The sequence below is a fragment of the Cohnella cholangitidis genome (assembly GCF_014107495.1).
Classification (GTDB): domain Bacteria; phylum Bacillota; class Bacilli; order Paenibacillales; family Paenibacillaceae; genus Cohnella; species Cohnella cholangitidis.
In genome coordinates this window covers 3,016,449-3,034,564 of record NZ_CP041969.1, presented here as the reverse complement: position 1 = coordinate 3,034,564, position 18,116 = coordinate 3,016,449, and the positions used below count along the sequence as shown (strand labels likewise).

Here is an 18,116-nt window from a genome sequence, read left to right as displayed (position 1 = left end):
TTTAATTCCAAGTAAACATATTGGTTTTTATTTAATTTAGTTCATGTATGACCTAATGTCAAGGTTTATTTGTATTTCCGATTTCGGCGGATGGTCACGGGAACAATCGAATACCGCGCGCGCCCAGAAAATCAACCGCTTGATCCAAATCGCCCGAAGCAAAGCCGAAGGTACGCTTCATCATCTCTTGCCACTCGATCCGATCCGTATATTCATGGACTTCCGTCGTTTTATTCGACTTGATGAACAGTTTGTTGTTAATGGCGGAATAGGCGGCGTCTCGCTTAAACAACGTCGCTACGATCCTGCGCATGAACGGGTTGTCGTCTTCGTCTCTCAAGGAGTCCGTAATCCGATCGTCGAAGCTATCCAAGCTTACCGGATTCCACTCGATGACTTTCGTGACGAAGCTTTGTCCATTCGCGCGCCTGTCGATCCGATAACGGCCATCGCCCTCCCGCACGATTTCAACCTCTTCCCCGCATCGAACGAAATGAAGCTGTTCAGCCAGGGAAAGAGGTTCGAACAACGGCGCGCCGTAGCCAACGTCGACATAGAACGGGTGACCTTCGACCGTAACTTTTAAAGCCAAATGCGTGTTTCCTCCGATTGCCCGCACTAGCTCGACATGAAACCCTAAGGATCTAAGCAGTTGGCCGAAATGCGTATTTAAGATATAACAATTGCCTCCCCACCCTCTTGCGGACAAATTGTCCAAGTAGGTTGCCATATCCGGCATCCATTCAAGTCCGGACTTGCTCCTGTGGCGGTAATAGTAAAGCTTGCTCACGTTCTCGAATGGAATGCGATGCAGGTGGACGTTCACCAATTCGCGCAAATATTCGTAAGAGGCTGCCCCATGCAGGGGATTCAAACCTAGCAGCTTCAAATATTTCTCCTTCGTCGCGAAGTCTATGCTCATCATCGCGCCTCCTACGCTCGCTAAGGTTTAATAACCATGAAGGCGAAAATAATCAACCCTAGCGCACAGCTCCAAATATGGTAATTTCGTACCCGAGAATAGCTCATTTGGAGCTCGGAAGCAGGCTGAGCTTCCTTTTCGCCGGAATCAAGCTTGCCGATCGCGGCAAGCAGCTTCGTCGCGGTCGGATTAAGCAACCCGATGACCACGATTTCTATGAGCGCGTACACCAGCAGAGTACCCGCGATCCAGATTTGCATGAATGGACCGTACGACCCTAGCCAAAACAACGCCAGCCCCGAGAGCAAAGCCAACGTACCGAATATTTTCGGGAAAATTTCCATTCGGGTTACGACGCTAAGATTCCTCTGCATTTCGTGTACAGTAGGAGCATTGTTAAGCAGCAACGGAAAGGCATACGCCGGACCTAACCCTAGAACTGCCGAAACGACATGAAGCAACACTAACCATTCCATACTAAACACCGCTTTCATGAGATTTGGTTGACGCTTCTCATGATAAACGGCGAAGTCCGCTCTCCGGTATCGGTAGCATTACGTATTTAGGGCTGCAAGCGATCGGCATCGTCGGTTAGAAGGCCTTTTTCTACGACATACCTAGTAAGCGCCGCCCGAGAGGTCACGTTCAGCTTCAGAAAAATCCGCTCCAGGTGCGTCGTGACCGTTCGAACGCTAATATAGAGCTGCTTGGCGATATCGCCGTTCGTAAGCCCGGTTGCGACCTGCATCGCGACTTGACGCTCCCTGGCGCTTAGCAGCGAATGAAACGGTTCCGTGCTCTTCTCCCATTCCAATCCCGTTCGTTCGACGACCTGCCTTAGCCTATCTTCTCGCTGTCGCGGATCGGCTCCGGGCATAGCGGCAAGAGCTTCTCCCAGCCTAATGGAGAGCTTAGCGAGATAACGATCGTCCAGACGGCCGAAAGCTTCCCCGCCGGATTCCGCCTCCTCGCAGCAAACGACCCCCACCCTCTCGCCGAAAGCGATAATCGGAAACGCCAACAGATGATTGGGAAGCGACGGCTTGCTTGGTCCGCCCCGTTCCGATCGGCTGGAGCTCGCATATCTGATCTGAGAGCTGATGTTATTTAGGCGTATCGGTTTATCCCCCGTAGCGGCTAATGCCGCAAACCGTCCCATAGCCTCAAGCGCGGATTCGTCCGTGCCCGCCCCCGGAACGCCTCGCGAGCGAGGAGAGTGGGCCCTGCATCCTTCTCCAGCGTCCAATAGGAAGATCGGCTCAACCCCAACGCCGCCGAAAGTACTTTTAACAGGTCCCCGTACGTTTCCGGAACCGGAACGAGATGCTGCGATTCTTCAACGCATTTGCGGACGTTCAGTACCCGAAAGACGAGAATCGACCGCAGCGGGACCGAATCGGGAATTCCGGCCATCCAGGAGATCGTCTCGATATGCCGGCGAACCGTCTCGAATAAAGCGCCTTCCAGTTCCTCCCGAACGCAAACGACGTCAAGCTCCCAATGCATCAGATCGCTCGGAGTTGCCGTCTTGATCAAGGCATGGGAATTCGCCATGAGATTGTTTGCCGTCTTGTTAAGCATCTGGTTCGCGATCGCGACGTGCTCGTCATCGACTAGCCATATTCTCGACAAATTCGTAATGTTAGGAGTTCCGTCTTCCGAGCTCGTAACGATAATCGACGGCATGGCCCCATCGAATGCGGACTTCATCTGGGAAGGCAGCATCGTTACACTCCCCTTTCGTATATCAAAGCCCCTGCATCCTTGCCGGGGGTTTGCTGATAGATCGACTGAACTTCAATACCGATGCACAGGCAATCGGACGGATGAACCGAGACTAACGGGACAAGGTTGGGATAGTGGCGGAACGTGATTTTTATCTGATCCTCGAGAGTTGCGTTGTCCTCATCCGAGCAAGATCGGCGTTCCACGAACGTGCCCTTAACCTGGTAAGACTCATTATCTAATCCGCAAGTAAGCAACGCCGCAAGCTTGCTCTTGCGCTGTATATAGGGTTGCAGCCTTGCCCACTGGCTCTTCAATATTCCGATCCACACCTGGCCGCTCCGTTCATCCGTTCGCGCGAAATACCCGCGACAGCTCATAGGCGGCATTTCATCGTGCGCGGCTGCCACATGGATAAAGATAGGCACCTGTCTATCCAACAATCGGGCGAGATCAGCAGGCCATCGTTTCACGGTTTACCCTCCATCATATCTTCTCGCGCAGGAGTATAGCATAAAAAAGACGTGCCCGGAACCCCTCGATTGCTCGTTCGGAATTCCAAGTCACGTCTTCGGTTATCGTTATTGCGATTACTTAGCGGCAGCCGACGGAGATGCGGACGGCGACGCGCTTGGGGAAGCGGATGGCGATGCCGAAGGGGAAGCGCTAGGAGTACCCGATGCGCTAGGCGACGGTTCTTCCGGCAACGTTACCTTGATCTCCAGCTTGTCCTGCTCCGCTGTCAAAAACTCATTCACTTTGACGGATGCGATGGCGATTCTGATTCCGTCCTTATCCGTATCGGACAGCTTTTCGTACGGAGTCGCTACGCGGCTCTCGACTTTCATGACGTGGTAACCGAATTCCGATTGGACCGGTTCGCCGATTTTGCCGATTTCTTGCGTATTGGCGGCTTCCTTAAACCCGGCCACCCATCCGCCGGCTTTCTGCTTCTCATATAGACCGCCGTTTTCTTTCGATCCATCATCTTCGGAGTATTGCTTCGCAAGCTCTTTCCAATCGCCGCCCGCGTCCAGCTTGGCTTTAACTTCTTTGGCGATTTTCAAAGCTTCCTCGTCCGTCCGTACCGGCCCGGTTTGCGGATCGTTAACCTTGATCAGGATGTGGCGCACGGTAACTTCGTTGAAATCAGAAGGATCTTTCGCGTATTCCGCTTTGATCTCGTCTTCGGTTACCTTAGGTTTGAACTCTTCTCCTTTAGCGGCGTAATAGGACTGGAACTCGCTCGCTTCTTGGAAAAGGGCAACCGCCTCTTTCACGGATAAGTCGCTATCTTCCATATGTTGCTTCAAATCCGCCTGCGTGTTTCGTGCCGTTTCAAGCTGCTTCTTAAAGGTATCGGCAGCGGTTTTCGCTTTTTTCTTATCCTCTTCGGAAACGCCTTTGATAAGTTCTTTGCTGATGATGTACTGCTTAACGATCTGCTCTTTGAATTGAGGAATCGACACGTACATCGCCATTTGATTACCCATAATCGTTTGGAACGCGATATATTTGTCGAACTCTTTGTCTGTAACTTCTCCGCCTTTATACGTGGCGAGAACGGTACCTCCGTCTTTCTTGCCGCATGCGGAAATTAATGCGACCAGCATGACCAATGCCAGCGTCAACATAGCGAGCCGGCGGTACGGCATGCTTTTATGGTGCAACATCTTGTAGTTCCCCCTTTGATTTTGTCGCTTCTTTGTATTGTACCAGAAAGTCCTCCACGAGCGCCAATAAAGCGTTCTCATCCATTCCCCTTACCTTAAAGCGGATAAGCAGCTGTTGATCCGTGAACGCCGTAACCATGCGGCCTTGGAATTTCGCCTCCAGCGACTTGAGCTTGTTCACGTCTACATCCGCGCGGCGGCGTTCCTCCAGCTTCAACGTTAGCTCGTCTCCGCGGCGGACTATGGATTCGATTCCGTATTTCCGTCCGTACACCTTTAATCTGGCAACCGTCATGAGATTAAGCACCGCTTTAGGCGGTTCTCCGAACCGGTCGATCAGCTCTTCGAACAGATCTTCGACGTCCTCGAGCGAGGTTGCCGTCGCGACCTTCTTGTAGATCTCGATTTTTTGGATGCTGTCGTAAATGTATTCCGGCGGCAAGTAAGCATCCACGCCCAGATCGAGCTGGGTATTAACCGGTTGCGGAGGCAGAACGACTCCCCCCATCTCCAGCTTGCGGCTTTGGATCTCTTCCGCGAGCATCTGGGAATACAGGTCGAAGCCGACCGAAGCGATAAAGCCGTGCTGCTCGGCGCCGAGCAAATTACCCGCTCCGCGAATGGACAAGTCGCGCATGGCGATCTTGAAGCCCGAACCGAGCTCCGTGAATTCCTTGATCGATTGCAGACGTTTCTCCGCGACTTCCGTTAGCACCTTGTCTCTCTGGTAAGTGAAGTACGCATAAGCGATCCGGTTAGACCGTCCGACGCGTCCGCGAAGCTGATACAACTGGGATAGCCCCATTCGATCGGCGTCATGCACGAGCAGTGTATTCACGTTAGGGATATCCACCCCGGTCTCAATGATGCTCGTACTGACCAGAACATCGTATTCCCCGTCGAGGAAGTCCAAGATCGTCCTCTCCAGTTCTTGCTCGGACATTTGGCCATGCGCCACAGCGACGCGGGCATCCGGAACGAGTCCGCTGATCTGTTCGGCAATCTGATAAATCCCTTGTACCCGGTTATACAAATAATAGACCTGTCCATCCCTCGCGAGCTCCCGCTCCACGGCCTCCCGAACAAGCGTCGGGCTATATTCCACGACGTAAGTTTGAACCGGGAACCTGTTCTCGGGCGGCGTCTCTATAACGGACAGATCTCTTACCCCTAACATGGACATATGAAGGGTACGCGGAATAGGCGTTGCCGTAAGGGTCAACACGTCCACGTTCGTCTTGATCTTCTTCAGCTTTTCCTTATGGGTAACCCCGAAACGCTGCTCTTCGTCCACGATAAGCAATCCAAGCTCTTTGAACACGATATCCTGCGAGAGCAAGCGATGCGTACCGATTACGACGTCTACCGTACCGGCCTTCAAGCCCTTGATCGTATCCGTCTGCTCCTTGCGGGACCGGAATCTGCTTAACACTTTGATATTGAATGGATACCCGGAGAACCTCTCCCGGAACGTCTCATAGTGCTGCTGCGCTAGAATCGTAGTCGGTACCAACACCGCGACTTGTTTGCCCTCGATGGCCGCTTTGAACGCAGCTCGGATCGCGACTTCCGTCTTTCCGTAACCGACGTCTCCGCAGAGCAGCCGATCCATCGGGCGAGGAGTTTGCATATCCTGCTTGATCTCCTGAATGGCGCGAAGCTGGTCTGCCGTTTCATCATAAGGGAACATCTCTTCGAATTCTTGCTGATACGGCGTATCGTCCCCGAAGCCGAAGCCCGTCGTCGCTTGCCGTTCCGCGTAAAGCTTGATCAGATCGTCCGCGATGTCCTGAACCGAGCTGCGGACCTTCGATTTTACCCGATTCCAATCGGCGCCGCCCAGCTTGCTAACCTTAGGCTCCTTGTCCTCGTTGCCGATATATTTCTGAATCAGGTCGAATTGTTCGACAGGGACGGATAGGCGGTCTCCGCCCGCATATACGATATGAAGGTAATCCTTGTGAATACCGCCGACTTCCAACGTTCCGATGCCGAGATATTTGCCGACGCCATGATTCTGGTGAACGACGTAGTCCCCAACCTTAAGCTCGGTGTAGCTCTTGATCCTCTCCGCGTTGTCCAGATGGCGGTCGACGCGTCTGGCCTTCCGTTGCTTCTGGGTGAACATCTCGCCTTCCGTGATGACGACAAGCTTAATAGAAGGCAGCTCAAAACCGCTCTGCAGGTTCCCTTGCAGAATTTCCGGCGGTTCGATCTGATAGTCCTCGAGCACCCGTCTCATTCTATCCGCGCGCTCCGCGTTGCCCGCGAGCATGAGGATGCGGATCCCGCTCTTGCGCCAACGCTCCATCTCCGCCTTGAGCACGTTCATCTGTCCGTGAAAATTTTGCATCGAGCGACAGACGAAGTTAATAATGTTCTGCGGCTGCGTATGCGGAATTTGCCTTACGAACAAGCTCATGTACACCGTCTGGAAGCCTTTCGGATAAAGCGCCTGCTCCGCGGAGACGGCCAGCACGAAGCCCGGCAGCGACTTCCCTTGCTGCAACAGATGGGTCGTCCACTCCGACTCGTCGCGTTCCAGCTGACGCGCGGTTTCTCCCAGCCTGTTCGGCTCATCCATGAGCAGAATGGCATCCTTAGGAACGTAATCTAGCAGCGTCTGTCTCTCCGGATACAGCAAAGAAATATATTTGTAAATTTCGGAAAAATAAACATTTTGTCGCAATAGCTCAATTTCCCGGGAAATTTCGGAGCTTAACCGCTCTTTCGCTTGCCGGTCGGACATTTTCTCCAACTGCTTTTCCAGCAAATCATGGGCATGCTGGGCCGCATTCTGGAATCTTCTTTCTCCCGCGATCCATTCGCGGCTTGGCTGCACCGTATACGTCTCCAGCTTGTCGATCGACCGTTGGTCGGCGGGATCGAACGTACGGATGGAATCGATCTCGTCGTCGAACCACTCCACGCGATAAGCGGCCGCGGACGCTAAAGGGAAGAAATCGACGATCCCCCCGCGCACGCTCAAATGCCCCTTCTGCTCGACCCGATCGACGCGCTCATACCCGAGTTCGATCATTCCGCGAAGGAATTGTTCCATCGGCAGCGTATGACCGACCTTGAGATCCAAATGGGCTTCCGCCATCGTCTTCAGGTCCGGCTGGAATCTCCGAACCCCTGCGAACGGCACGACAATAATGCCGCGGAAGCCTTCCGCAAGCTTGAGTATCGCTTCTAGTCGTCGTGCCGACGTTTCCGGGCTTGAAATCGCCGTCTCTGCCGCAATAAGCTCGTTAGCGGGATACAGCAGCACCTCTTCGGCCGAGAGACATTCCTGCAGATCGTCCGCCATTTTCTGTGCCGAGAACATATTATGGGTAATGACGAGAATAGGCCGTTGCAATTCCCGATACAACCCCGCGATAGCCGCTTGGCGCGCGGAACCGGACAAGCCAGCGACAAGCTGCTCCCGCATTCCGCCTTTAAGCCCTTGTATGACGCTAATTAAATCGGGATCGGTCACCAACGATTGGATTAGCGGCTTCATGGCATTTCCCCTCTCCGATACACACGGGTCAGCCTCCCCTGACTCCAACGAACAACATGCGACGTAACGCGGATCGCAGGGTTGTTGTAGAGAGGACGGCCAAACCGATGTTCCTTACGTAAATTCGCTCTGCAGTATCGTAAGAAAAACTTCTATCGATGTTCCCCAAGGATGAGCGACCGCGATTTAACGGAAGTTTTCCCAGGTACAGAAAATTTTCTTCCGCTTTCATGCTTTAGCGTAGTCAAACTTTCTGTAACGTTCAAAAAAAGCCCCGGCACATGCCAAGGACTCCTTGAGGATGTCGGAACGTGATGCTTCAGCGTTCATTGCAATGGATTGCTCAACAAAGCCAATTCCGGGTGGGCATCCAAAGTCTGGCTGCAATAATCGCATATTACCCGTACGGTCACGTCCCCGTTGGAATTATACGCTATTATACGCTTTCGCTCTTCGGGGGTCAAGAAATGCAGGCCCAACTTATACTCCGGGACATCCGCGTTCTCGAACCGTCCAAGCGACATGCTGCAATGTCGGCAAATATAGTTTACAGCCATATGTATGCCTCCTGAAGTAAGGTTATGCGGCTTCCCGCTTCCTTCTCCAGTATTCCCGCAAAGTGCCTTTTTTAAGCGTATCAGCCTTTGGCATTGTACTTGGCCATCGTTTGCTCGAAGGAATGGCTTAAGGCGAACTCGATCGCGTCGCAAGCGTCCTCCACGGATTTGCGCAGGTCGGCTTGCTCCGATTTGGCGAAATTCGATAGCACGTAATCGGAAATAACCATCCCCGGCTGTGGCCGCGAAATGCCTACCCGAACCCGGTTAAAGTTCTGGGTGCCCATATGCTGAATAATCGATTTGATGCCGTTGTGGCCCCCCGGGCTTCCCTGGTACCTTAGGCGAATGCGGCCAACCTCGGTATCGAGATCGTCATACACGACGATCAAGTCCTCAAGCTTTACTTTATAGTAATCCATAAATGCGCGCAGCGACTCGCCCGACAAGTTCATATAAGTCATGGGCTTCAGCAATGCCACTTTCATGTCCCCCACGCGCGCTTCCCCGACCAGAGCCTTGCACTTCTGCGTGCCGACCTCGACGTTCAGCCGGCGGGCCATCTCGTCAATGACCATGAATCCGGCATTGTGACGCGTCTGAGCATAATTGGAGCCTGGATTTCCTAGTCCGACAATCCAACGCATAACGTTATTCATCCTCCATCTTGTAGCGATACAGATAAAAAAATTTTTAATTGATGCAACGAATTTTGCCCTTCATGTGTCCTAATCAATACATAGTCCATAAAGAAAGAGGGGGTAATTGAGGTGTACATGAACGGCCAAATGCTCTATGATGATCGGCATTTCCTAGATCATATGTCCTCGGAGGTTCCAGTGCAAATCTACTGCGGGCAGCGACACAGCGATATCGGGTTCATCGAATATTATGGCAAAGAATTCGTTCAGGTCAACAATATTTTCTACAATCGCAAGCAATTTACCTTCGTGTCCCGTCCCGGATACTAACGCCGCATAACCTGAAAGGGGCCGCGCTTCCGCAGCGCGGCCCCTTTCAATTCGGTTTAACCTTTTTCGACTGCCGTCGCCGCTTCCGAATGCTTGCGGTCTTCCTCGGCTTTGTCGTCAAGAGCTTCCAATTCCTCTTCCGTACGTTCTTTCTGCGGAGCGAGAACGGCTACTATGACCATTTCCGGGTCTTGAGTCGTTTCTACCCCGTTAGGCAGATTCAATTCCCCTATCGTCAGATGATCGCCCATCTCTAATCGGCTCACATCGGCGGCTATGGAATCGGGAATATCCTTCGGATAACACTCGATCTCGATTTCATGAACGATGAGTTGGAGCATTCCGCCTTCTTTTTCCCCAGGGGATACCCCCGTAATGTCCAAACGCGCCGTAGTCGAGACCTTCTGGTTGAGATCGATGCGATGAAAATCGATATGCAGGATTTGGCGGGATATCGGATCCCGTTGCAGCTCCGACAGCATGACCGGTTGCTTGCCCAACGAAGGGATGTCCATATCTATGACGGCGTTGGATTGGCTTCTCAGCAGAGCCGCCAAATCCTTGGCATCTATCGTTATCCTCGAAGAACCTTCTAAACCTTTACCGTAAACAACGCCCGGAATATGACCGGAGTTGCGAATGCGTTTTAAATCGCCTTTGGTCGATGTCTCTCGTGCTTGTACCTGTAACGTTGCGCTCATTCCTGAATACCTCCTCAAGTACGTCTAACCTTGTTTTACCCTTTGAAGGAGGTCATTAAACATTAAATATGAGGCTCGAACAGTTTGCTGATCGACTGTTGCTCGTGAATTCGAACAATCGCTTCCGCAATTAACGGCGCCACGGAAAGTACCTTGACCTTGTCCGTGTTGCAAGGCTGCCGAAGAGGAATCGTGTCCGTTACGACAATCTCGAGGATCGGAGAGGCCGCGAGACGCTCGATAGCGGGACCGGAGAGCACCGGATGCGTACAACAAGCGTAAATATCCGCCGCCCCGGCTTTCTTAAGCGCATTGGCCGCTAACGCGATCGTGCCCGCCGTATCGATAATATCATCGATCAGAATGGCCGTTCGACCGGACACATCCCCGATGATGTTCATCACTTCTACGACGTTGGGCTCGGGTCTGCGCTTATCGATAATCGCCAGCGGCGCTTGCAGCGTATCCGCTAATCTGCGCGCCCGAACAACCCCTCCATGGTCCGGCGATACGACAACGGGAGAGTTCAGCTTTTTGCTTTGAAAATAATCCCCCAAAATGGGAACGCCCAGCAAGTGATCCACGGGAATATCGAAAAAGCCTTGAATTTGCATCGCATGCAAGTCCATTGCGATTACGCGATGCGCCCCGGCGGTTTCGATCAGATTGGCGACGAGCTTCGCCGTGATCGGATCGCGAGAACGCGCCTTGCGATCCTGGCGCGCGTAACCGTAATAGGGCATCACGACATTAATCGTCTTGGCCGATGCCCGTTTAAGCGCATCCACCATGACCAGAAGCTCGATCAGATGGTCGTTAACGGGGGCGGACGTCGACTGGATAACATATACGTCACTGCCTCTGACGCTGTCATCGAGCCGAATGTGAATTTCCCCATCGCTAAACCGGCTCATTTCAGCATTCCCGAGCTCGAGACCGATATGGCCGGCGATCGCCTTCGCCAGCTCGGGATTCGAGCTGCAGGAAAACAGTTTTAATGTTGGATCCGAATAGGCCATCGCATAACCGCCTTTGTTTATTCGGTTTCTCTTTCCTTCTTGGACTTAGCGCGCGCGCGAATTTTCTCCGCGTACCCCGGCTTATTCACTTGTCGCTCGCGAGCGATAGCCAGATCGTTGTCCGCAATGTTTTGCGTAATGGTAGATCCTGCTACGATATAAGCTCCGGCGCCGATCTTGAGCGGAGCAATGAGATTAACATTGCTGCCGACGAAGACGTTGTCGCCGATTTCGGTCTTCGATTTATTATACCCGTCGTAATTAGCCGTAATCGCTCCGCAACCGATATTTACGTTAGATCCGACGATAGCATCACCTACATAGCTTAAATGAGGTACTTTGCTATGTTCTCCGATAACCGTATTCTTAATCTCCACGAAATCTCCGATTTTCACATGATGTCCCAGCTTAGTTCCCGGGCGCAAGTATGCGAACGGCCCTACGTTGCATTCGTCCCCGATTTCCGCCCCTTCGGCGACCGTCTGGCGGATCATGGCGCTATCTCCGACTACCGTATCCGTCAATTCGGTCGAAGGCCCGATCACGCAGTCGGCGCCGATCGTCGTTTGGCCGCGAAGCACCGTGCCAGGGTAAAGAATCGTATCCGAACCGATCTTCACGTTCGCTTCGATATACGTATGCTCGGCATCGATGAAGGTCACGCCATTCACCTGGTGGCCCTTATTAATCCGCAATCTCATGAGGCGTTCCGCCTCTCCAAGCGCTATCCGGTCGTTAACTCCGATCGCTTCCGCCGGATCCTCCACCAAACAAGCAACGATGGCATCGCCGTCCCGTTGCAAGATTCCGATTACGTCCGGCAAGTAATATTCGCCTTGGGCATTATCGTTCGTCACTTGCGCCAACGCTTGGAATAACTTCCGGTTATCGAAACAATACGTGCCGGTATTAATTTCCTTAATGGCGGCTTCTTCCGGCGTACAGTCTTTATGCTCTACGATACGAAGAACGCTGTTATCCGCACCTCGTACGATACGGCCGTAACCCGCAGGGTCGCTTAAATCGGCCGTCAGGATCGTAGCGGCTGCCCCCTGCTTGGTATGAAGGTCGATCATCGCTTCTATCGTTTCCTGGCGCACAAGAGGAGTGTCCCCGCAGATCACGACCGTTACGCCTTCTTCATTCTCAAGCAGCGGCGCCGCTTGCAGAACGGCATGCCCGGTGCCGAGCTGCTCCGACTGCAAAGCATACTCCACCGTGTCTCCTAACGTGCTTTTAACGACCTCTGCCCCATGGCCCACGATTACGACGGAACGCTCGCAGGAAGCTCCGCGAACCGCATCCAATACGTGACCGACCATCGGCTTCCCGCATACGGAATGCAACACCTTATATAGTTTCGATTTCATGCGCTTGCCCTGTCCCGCCGCAAGCACGATCGCCATCTTCTTCATCGGGTAAATAAGCCCCTTTCCTTTGCGACTCCAGATCATTTAAACATCACCAGAATCATAGCTCATTCTCGGGTAAATGAAAAGAGAGCCTCGTGGGCCCTCTTTTCGATTTTCACTATTATGCCCCTTCGACCATAACTTCTTCTTCTTGCGCGGCTCGCTCGTATTCAGCCAATACTGCAGCTTGAATCTTCTCGCGTGTACCAGAAGAAATCGGATGAGCGATATCCCGAAATTCTCCATCCGGAGTCCGTTTACTCGGCATAGCGACGAACATTCCATTGTTTCCGTCGATAACGCGAATGTCGTGTACGACGAATTCGTTATCGATCGTGATTGAAGCAATGGCTTTCATGCGCCCCTCCGAATTGACGCGGCGGAGTCTCACGTCTGTAATTTGCACCTGTGTTCACCACCTTTGTCCATCAGAAAGACTTGGTGTAATATTCCACAAATCAGGGCAAATTCCTTCTTAAATATGGAAAAACAACTGCTAAATTTGAAATAATTTTTTAATTCCTGACAGTTTCGACAGATATCGCCGCGATCAATTCTATTTCGACAAGAACATCCTTCGGAAGCCTTGCCACTTCTACGGTTGAACGGGCTGGAGTATGGTCTCCGAAGTACGATGCATACACCGAATTGAACTCCGTAAATTGATTCATGTCCTTCAAGAAAACGGTCGTTTTGATGACGTCCCGGAACCCTGCTCCTTCAGCCGCCAATACCGCCTTCAAATTGGTTAATACTTGATGCGTTTGTTCCTGAATCGTTCCGACTACGAGCTCGCCGGCGGGAGTGAGCGGAATCTGCCCGGAGGTATACAATAAATTGCCCGCGCGTACGGCCTGCGCGTACGGCCCGATAGCCGCAGGTGCTTCGGATGTTGAGACGATTTTGAGCGCCATAATCTTTTCCTCCAATTGTACGTAACCTTATTTCAGAAAAAAGTTGCCTGGCTGCACGTTAATTTGACGGGTTTTCAGATCCACTTCCGTTAAGCGGGCAAGCGATACGTAGTCATGAAGCAACCGCTCTTCGCTATCGATCTCGCCCGATTCCACGAATACCCCTACCCCGGCAACGACTGCACGGAATTCATACAGCAAATCGACCATTCCTTGTATCGTTCCTCCGGCTTTCATGAAGTCGTCGATAATAAGTACGCGCGACTCTTCCTTAAGCGCTCGGCGTGCCAGAGACATCGTCTGAATTCGTTTGGTCGAGCCCGAGACATAGTTAATGCTTACGGCAGAGCCTTCGGTAACCTTATGGTCGCGGCGAACGATCACGACCGGCAGATTCAAGTATTGCGCGGTGGCATGAGCCAGCGGTATACCTTTCGTCTCTACCGTCATGATGACGTCGATATTCCGATCCGCGAACGCCGTGGCGAACATCCGGCCAACCTCTTGCATCATCGCAGGCTGTCCCAACAGGTCCGTCATATATAAATAACCGCCCGGAAGCAACCGGTCCGGCTGCTCTAATTCGCGGCAGATCGAACCCATTTTCTCCAGGGCTTGATCCTTGCGGCACTTCGGAACGAAACGCACGCCCCCTGCCGCCCCGGCTAACGTATTCAGTTCCCCGATTCCGTCGTCCTCGAATACCTCTTTAATAATCGCCAAATCCTCGCTAATAGACGACTTGGCCGACTGATAACGCTCGGCAAATGCTGTCAGAGAAATTAACGTATGAGGACGGGCCAATAAGTATTGCGTCATTTCCACGAGCCTAGCGCTTCGTTTCAATTTCTTCACGTTCCCCTCTCCCGTCCAAAATCCGAATATTTTAGGAGTATCATAACATTTTTATACGGTTTTGTTCAAGAAGATTGGCTTGCTGCAGCCTGATTCAACAATTATGTTAGCATTCTTACCACATATACTTCTTTACAGAAGCCTCTTAGGCCATTGTATACCCGGGCAACCTTGATTTCTTTGGATACGAGCCCGAATACGGTTGGCCCGCTTCCGGACATGAGCACTCCGTCCGCTCCCGCCTTGATCATACAATCTTTGATTTGTTTAACTTCGGGATAACGGTTAAGCGTTACGCTCTCCAATACGTTGCCAAGCGAGGCGCACATATCCGGAAAAGATTGCCGGGACAAGGCGTCCAGCATATCCGGAATGGACGGATGCTCCTTAAGCTCGTTAACCCGGAATTTCCCGTATACGTCTGCCGTCGATACGTTAATCGGAGGCTTCGCCAGAATAACCCAACATTGCGGCGGCGGGGAGATCGTTTGCAGCTTCTCTCCGCGTCCGCGAGCCAATGCGGTCCCTCCTCGCACGCAGAAGGGAACGTCGGAGCCTAGCTCCGCCCCTAACGACTCCAGCTCATCCGTCGACAGCTCCAGATTCCATAGGCGGTTAAGCCCTCTCAGAGTCGCCGCGGCATCGCTGCTGCCGCCCGCAAGTCCGGCAGCCACCGGTATTTGCTTATCCAAATGAATGTAGACGCCCCGTTTCACCCCGTAGCGCTCTTTCATTAATCTGGCCGCTTGGAAAGCGAGGTTCTTCTCATCTAGCGGAATAAAGCCCACTTGGCTCGTCAACACGATCTGATCCCGAGGAAGCTCTTCCATCTCCAAGCGATCGGCCAAGTCGACCATCGTCATTATCATTTCAACTTCATGAAAGCCGTCCTCCCGCTTGCGCAGCACATCCAGCAGCAAATTGATTTTAGCGGGCGCTTTCTCATAGATCTTCGACAAGTTCATCACCACTTCCCATATTAAAGGGCTGATTCTGTTGATTCCTTAAATCGTTATTATAACAGGACGCAAGTCCCCAAAAAACCTTTACATATTATAACAAACAGCGTCTATAAATGCGAAAAAGAAGGTCGAATTCCCGCCGATCGGGACTTCGCCTCCTTCCTCGATACCTTCACGCAGCTAAGATTGCGGAGGCTTCGACACCGCCTGTTCGGCGATCTGAATTGCCCGCTTCACCATGTTTCCGGCATCCTTGGTTCGTATGCCGCCCCAGCCTTCTTGCTGTACCGTGCCGTAAAACCCTAAATCCTTGGCCAGCTCGGCTTTGAACTGTTCGGACATAACGCCTCTTCTTCGACTCATCCTTTCGCCTCCTACGCGTAAGTGACATCATCTAGTTGAGTCCTTCTTTAGGATGCCTTTAAGGAAGCCAATGCATGCAAAACGGGCAGCACGGCGCTTTAACCCAAGCGCGATGCTGCCCGTACTATTAAACCGTGTCAGTGCGATAAATAATTGATGCGAACCTGGCCATCGTCATTGCACAGCATAACTTCCACGGATTCAGTCAAAATATCAGCGTAACTGTACGAAACCCGCTTAAACGCGTGCTGTTCCTGATCCAGTTTAACAATGAAAACCGATGGGTAGATTTCTTCCAATACCCCCGTGCGTTCGATGGTCTTGCGTCGTCCACCGTTGGCGCGGAGCATGATTTTGGAGCCGACATGCGGTTCCAGGCTTCGTTTGATCTCTAGAAGAGCGTTTTTAGCCATGATCCACTACCACCTCTTTCCCTGTAAATTATATCTAAAACCAGGGGAGGTGTCAAATGAGCAGAATATTATATCAACGATGCTGATTTCATGTCAACGGTCATTTTCCTTATGGATCTTGGGTTTTTCCAAAGTTCTCGCCGTTTTCGTCACACAATGTTCACATTTTGTTCTGAATTCACCGCTTTTAAATTCGGAACTCCGATCCGATATCGTCCCATCGTTTCGATTCCTCCAACGCCTTGCCTTCCGCTGATCGTATGGGCGATTACGTCGGTAATGTTGATCGTATCCCTGAAAGGAGTGAAGGAAGCGCGCACGGCCACGTACACGGGGTCGAGCGCATGAATCATAATGCGGCCGGGAGAGCTTGCGAAATTCGCCCCCGCCTGAAGCAGCGCTTCGAAATGGGATTGGCAAGCGCCCGCCACAACCACAAGCGAATCGCGATTGCGCTCATAGTCTCTCGCCACGTTTACCGCCTGTACGAAGTTCAACGAATTTTTGTAGCTGCTGAGCTGCTCCAGATCCTCGCGTTGCTTGAGCACCCCGTCATGGCCGGTAATGACGACGATGTCCGGGTGAAATTGGGGAAGCAAGCGCATTAACACTTGCGGCATTTGCGACTCGTGACAGTGTACGCCTTCCGCGGGAACCTTCAGTTGGTTATAAACCTGCATGCTCTTCCTCAAATAGTTGGCATCTCCGTCTAGATGGAGAACGCGGCCAGGCATCTCGAAGAAAGGCTGGCGCCGATCGTCCAAGGCCGTTGTGTACCCTACGCGGGCGGCTTGCCGATTCCGTTCCTCATTCATTCGACGTAAAGATTCATTCGCATGTACGCGAGCTTGGCGGGTCCCGCCGAGCTCGTCCGGATTTCGCACCGTATAGAGATCATTGATCGGCGCGTCGGCAAGCAAACGATAATCCATCCCTCTGAGTACGGCTTGATTCGCGGCGAATGCGGCTACCCGGAACAATACGTCTCCACCATAGGATTTGCGAACGACTAGATCCCCCTGCTTCATGGGCAAATCACCTCTTCGTCTATCCTATGGAACGAAGAGACTTCGGGTGCGCGTCCGGAAGCCGGCTTTTGATCGCGAAGCCTTAAACCAGCATACCGCTTCGGGTTAACGCATCGCATACCCGTGCGAATTCTTGCAGCGATAGCGTCTCCGCGCGGCGTTCCGGCTTAATGTCGCACGCTAACAGCAAATCCGCCAACTCTCCCTTGCGGTCTTTGCCGGACAATGCCGCAAGGTTATTGGCAAGCGTTTTGCGGCGCTGCGCGAATGCGGTCTGTACGACTTGGAAAAACTTCGCTTCGTCCGGCACGCTCACGGCAGGCTCCAGGCGACGTTTCAGCTTGATAACGGCCGATTCCACGTTAGGCGCGGGAATGAAAGCTTTGCCGGGCACGATGCAGACGAGCTCGGGCTCGCAATAGTATTGAACGGCAATGCTCAAGCTGCCGAAATCCTTCCCTCCGGGTTTTGCCGCCATTCTAAGGGCTACTTCCTTCTGTACCATGACGACGATATTCTCCAGAGGCAGACGTTCCTCCAGGAGCTTCATGATGATCGGAGTCGTCACGTAGTACGGAAGATTCGCCACCACGCTAACGCCGGCGAGCCCCGAGAACTGTTCTTTCCATAGTTGCTGAAGATCGGTTTTGAGAATATCGCTATGGACGACATTCACGTTCTCATAGGGAGATAATACATCCTCCAGAATAGGGAGGAGGCGCTTGTCGATTTCCACGGACGCTACTTTGCCCGCAGCCTTGGCTAACCGTTCCGTAAGCGATCCGATCCCCGGTCCGACTTCCAACGCTCCCCGCGTCTCGTCGAGGCCTGCTGCGGCAATAATCTGATCCAACACGTCCGAGTTGATCAGAAAGTTCTGCCCCAAGCTCTTCTTGAAGGTAAACCCGTGCTTGCGAATGATATCGCGAGTACGGCTGGAGGTAGCGATTTCCTTAAGGATCTCGTTGGAACCTATACCCGATGCAGGTTTGGCCGCCGCACCCTCAGGCTTGGACGACTTGTAATACTGATATGGCTTAGTATGGGGACCGTATTTCTTTGCTCCGCCGTTTTTATCCGTCGTTTTCTTCAT

21 protein-coding genes are annotated in these 18,116 nt (G+C 52.4%); 1 reads left to right on the top strand and 20 read right to left on the bottom strand.

What is annotated here, in order from left to right:
• Nucleotides 1-94: 94 nt before the first annotated feature.
• The 9 genes from FPL14_RS14370 to pth form a co-directional block, all read right to left on the bottom strand.
• Nucleotides 95-925 carry an arylamine N-acetyltransferase gene (locus tag FPL14_RS14370; RefSeq protein ID WP_182303632.1) on the bottom strand — a complete coding sequence of 277 codons (831 nt, stop codon included), beginning with the start codon at nucleotides 923-925 and terminating at the stop codon, nucleotides 95-97.
• 17 nt (nucleotides 926-942) lie between these two features.
• Nucleotides 943-1,398: a DUF2269 family protein gene (locus tag FPL14_RS14365; protein ID WP_182303631.1), complete on the bottom strand. Its 456-nt coding sequence runs from the start codon at nucleotides 1,396-1,398 to the stop codon at nucleotides 943-945.
• A gap of 86 nt (nucleotides 1,399-1,484) precedes the next feature.
• Entirely contained in the window at nucleotides 1,485-2,081 is a 597-nt protein-coding gene (locus tag FPL14_RS14360; protein ID WP_182303630.1) for a response regulator transcription factor, read from the bottom strand.
• Complete coding sequence (locus FPL14_RS14355; protein ID WP_182303629.1) at nucleotides 2,060-2,647, bottom strand: hypothetical protein; 588 nt, start codon at nucleotides 2,645-2,647, stop codon at nucleotides 2,060-2,062. Before FPL14_RS14355 ends, FPL14_RS14360 begins: the two co-directional genes overlap by 22 nt.
• A gap of 2 nt (nucleotides 2,648-2,649) precedes the next feature.
• The gene (locus FPL14_RS14350; RefSeq protein ID WP_182303628.1) at nucleotides 2,650-3,120 is read right to left on the bottom strand and encodes a hypothetical protein; all 471 of its coding nucleotides are present in this window, start codon (nucleotides 3,118-3,120) and stop codon (nucleotides 2,650-2,652) included.
• Nucleotides 3,121-3,237: 117 nt separating this feature from the next.
• Nucleotides 3,238-4,320: a peptidylprolyl isomerase gene (locus FPL14_RS14345; RefSeq protein ID WP_182303627.1), complete on the bottom strand. Its 1,083-nt coding sequence runs from the start codon at nucleotides 4,318-4,320 to the stop codon at nucleotides 3,238-3,240.
• A complete protein-coding gene (gene mfd / locus FPL14_RS14340) occupies nucleotides 4,307-7,828 on the bottom strand; it encodes a transcription-repair coupling factor (protein ID WP_182303626.1) in 3,522 nt (1,173 codons plus the stop codon). The genes FPL14_RS14345 and mfd overlap by 14 nt, the downstream gene beginning before the upstream one ends.
• Before the next feature lie 326 nt (nucleotides 7,829-8,154).
• Nucleotides 8,155-8,385, bottom strand: a complete 231-nt coding sequence (locus FPL14_RS14335; protein ID WP_182303625.1) for an anti-sigma-F factor Fin — start codon at nucleotides 8,383-8,385, stop codon at nucleotides 8,155-8,157.
• A gap of 80 nt (nucleotides 8,386-8,465) precedes the next feature.
• Nucleotides 8,466-9,032 (bottom strand): aminoacyl-tRNA hydrolase, encoded by a 567-nt coding sequence (gene pth, locus FPL14_RS14330; protein WP_182303624.1) that lies wholly within the window; start codon nucleotides 9,030-9,032, stop codon nucleotides 8,466-8,468.
• 129 nt (nucleotides 9,033-9,161) lie between these two features.
• Between pth and FPL14_RS14325 the strand changes: the two genes are divergently transcribed.
• Nucleotides 9,162-9,356 (top strand): hypothetical protein, encoded by a 195-nt coding sequence (locus tag FPL14_RS14325; protein ID WP_182303991.1) that lies wholly within the window; start codon nucleotides 9,162-9,164, stop codon nucleotides 9,354-9,356.
• A 56-nt stretch (nucleotides 9,357-9,412) separates the two neighbouring features.
• Here FPL14_RS14325 and FPL14_RS14320 read toward each other — a convergent pair whose 3' ends face one another.
• From FPL14_RS14320 to rsmA, 11 genes are all read right to left on the bottom strand, one after another.
• Complete coding sequence (locus tag FPL14_RS14320) at nucleotides 9,413-10,057, bottom strand: 50S ribosomal protein L25 (protein WP_182303623.1); 645 nt, start codon at nucleotides 10,055-10,057, stop codon at nucleotides 9,413-9,415.
• A gap of 62 nt (nucleotides 10,058-10,119) precedes the next feature.
• A complete protein-coding gene (locus FPL14_RS14315) occupies nucleotides 10,120-11,076 on the bottom strand; it encodes a ribose-phosphate diphosphokinase (protein WP_182303622.1) in 957 nt (318 codons plus the stop codon).
• Nucleotides 11,077-11,093: 17 nt separating this feature from the next.
• Entirely contained in the window at nucleotides 11,094-12,491 is a 1,398-nt protein-coding gene (gene glmU / locus FPL14_RS14310; protein WP_182303990.1) for a bifunctional UDP-N-acetylglucosamine diphosphorylase/glucosamine-1-phosphate N-acetyltransferase GlmU, read from the bottom strand.
• 118 nt (nucleotides 12,492-12,609) lie between these two features.
• Nucleotides 12,610-12,894 carry a septation regulator SpoVG gene (gene spoVG, locus FPL14_RS14305; protein WP_115995948.1) on the bottom strand — a complete coding sequence of 95 codons (285 nt, stop codon included), beginning with the start codon at nucleotides 12,892-12,894 and terminating at the stop codon, nucleotides 12,610-12,612.
• 109 nt (nucleotides 12,895-13,003) lie between these two features.
• Complete coding sequence (locus FPL14_RS14300) at nucleotides 13,004-13,402, bottom strand: RidA family protein (RefSeq protein ID WP_182303621.1); 399 nt, start codon at nucleotides 13,400-13,402, stop codon at nucleotides 13,004-13,006.
• Between the two features lie 27 nt (nucleotides 13,403-13,429).
• Nucleotides 13,430-14,257 (bottom strand): pur operon repressor, encoded by an 828-nt coding sequence (purR, locus tag FPL14_RS14295; RefSeq protein ID WP_182303620.1) that lies wholly within the window; start codon nucleotides 14,255-14,257, stop codon nucleotides 13,430-13,432.
• Between the two features lie 101 nt (nucleotides 14,258-14,358).
• Complete coding sequence (ispE, locus tag FPL14_RS14290; protein ID WP_182303619.1) at nucleotides 14,359-15,222, bottom strand: 4-(cytidine 5'-diphospho)-2-C-methyl-D-erythritol kinase; 864 nt, start codon at nucleotides 15,220-15,222, stop codon at nucleotides 14,359-14,361.
• Nucleotides 15,223-15,399: 177 nt separating this feature from the next.
• On the bottom strand, nucleotides 15,400-15,582 hold the full coding sequence (locus tag FPL14_RS14285) for a small, acid-soluble spore protein, alpha/beta type (protein ID WP_182303618.1): 183 nt from the start codon (nucleotides 15,580-15,582) through the stop codon (nucleotides 15,400-15,402).
• Nucleotides 15,583-15,719: 137 nt separating this feature from the next.
• On the bottom strand, nucleotides 15,720-15,995 hold the full coding sequence (veg, locus tag FPL14_RS14280; protein ID WP_115995944.1) for a biofilm formation stimulator Veg: 276 nt from the start codon (nucleotides 15,993-15,995) through the stop codon (nucleotides 15,720-15,722).
• 149 nt (nucleotides 15,996-16,144) lie between these two features.
• Complete coding sequence (gene yabG / locus FPL14_RS14275; RefSeq protein ID WP_182303617.1) at nucleotides 16,145-17,023, bottom strand: sporulation peptidase YabG; 879 nt, start codon at nucleotides 17,021-17,023, stop codon at nucleotides 16,145-16,147.
• A gap of 82 nt (nucleotides 17,024-17,105) precedes the next feature.
• Nucleotides 17,106-18,116 (bottom strand): 16S rRNA (adenine(1518)-N(6)/adenine(1519)-N(6))-dimethyltransferase RsmA, encoded by a 1,011-nt coding sequence (gene rsmA / locus FPL14_RS14270; RefSeq protein WP_182303616.1) that lies wholly within the window; start codon nucleotides 18,114-18,116, stop codon nucleotides 17,106-17,108.

Bases quoted from the DNA above. Each gene is read 5' to 3' on its own strand.
- FPL14_RS14335 (WP_182303625.1), bottom strand. From the start codon at position 8,385: ATGGCTGTAAACTATATTTGCCGACATTGCAGCATGTCGCTTGGACGG.
- FPL14_RS14355 (WP_182303629.1), bottom strand. From the start codon at position 2,647: ATGCTGCCTTCCCAGATGAAGTCCGCATTCGATGGGGCCATGCCGTCG.
- FPL14_RS14300 (WP_182303621.1), bottom strand. From the start codon at position 13,402: ATGGCGCTCAAAATCGTCTCAACATCCGAAGCACCTGCGGCTATCGGG.
- mfd (WP_182303626.1), bottom strand. From the start codon at position 7,828: ATGAAGCCGCTAATCCAATCGTTGGTGACCGATCCCGATTTAATTAGC.
- FPL14_RS14285 (WP_182303618.1), bottom strand. From the start codon at position 15,582: ATGAGTCGAAGAAGAGGCGTTATGTCCGAACAGTTCAAAGCCGAGCTG.
- ispE (WP_182303619.1), bottom strand. From the start codon at position 15,222: ATGAACTTGTCGAAGATCTATGAGAAAGCGCCCGCTAAAATCAATTTG.
- FPL14_RS14325 (WP_182303991.1), top strand. From the start codon at position 9,162: ATGAACGGCCAAATGCTCTATGATGATCGGCATTTCCTAGATCATATG.
- rsmA (WP_182303616.1), bottom strand. From the start codon at position 18,116: ATGAAGAAAACGACGGATAAAAACGGCGGAGCAAAGAAATACGGTCCC.
- FPL14_RS14360 (WP_182303630.1), bottom strand. From the start codon at position 2,081: ATGGGACGGTTTGCGGCATTAGCCGCTACGGGGGATAAACCGATACGC.
- FPL14_RS14365 (WP_182303631.1), bottom strand. From the start codon at position 1,398: ATGGAATGGTTAGTGTTGCTTCATGTCGTTTCGGCAGTTCTAGGGTTA.
- glmU (WP_182303990.1), bottom strand. From the start codon at position 12,491: ATGAAGAAGATGGCGATCGTGCTTGCGGCGGGACAGGGCAAGCGCATG.
- FPL14_RS14345 (WP_182303627.1), bottom strand. From the start codon at position 4,320: ATGTTGCACCATAAAAGCATGCCGTACCGCCGGCTCGCTATGTTGACG.
- pth (WP_182303624.1), bottom strand. From the start codon at position 9,032: ATGCGTTGGATTGTCGGACTAGGAAATCCAGGCTCCAATTATGCTCAG.
- veg (WP_115995944.1), bottom strand. From the start codon at position 15,995: ATGGCTAAAAACGCTCTTCTAGAGATCAAACGAAGCCTGGAACCGCAT.
- FPL14_RS14315 (WP_182303622.1), bottom strand. From the start codon at position 11,076: ATGGCCTATTCGGATCCAACATTAAAACTGTTTTCCTGCAGCTCGAAT.
- FPL14_RS14370 (WP_182303632.1), bottom strand. From the start codon at position 925: ATGATGAGCATAGACTTCGCGACGAAGGAGAAATATTTGAAGCTGCTA.
- yabG (WP_182303617.1), bottom strand. From the start codon at position 17,023: ATGAAGCAGGGGGATCTAGTCGTTCGCAAATCCTATGGTGGAGACGTA.
- FPL14_RS14320 (WP_182303623.1), bottom strand. From the start codon at position 10,057: ATGAGCGCAACGTTACAGGTACAAGCACGAGAGACATCGACCAAAGGC.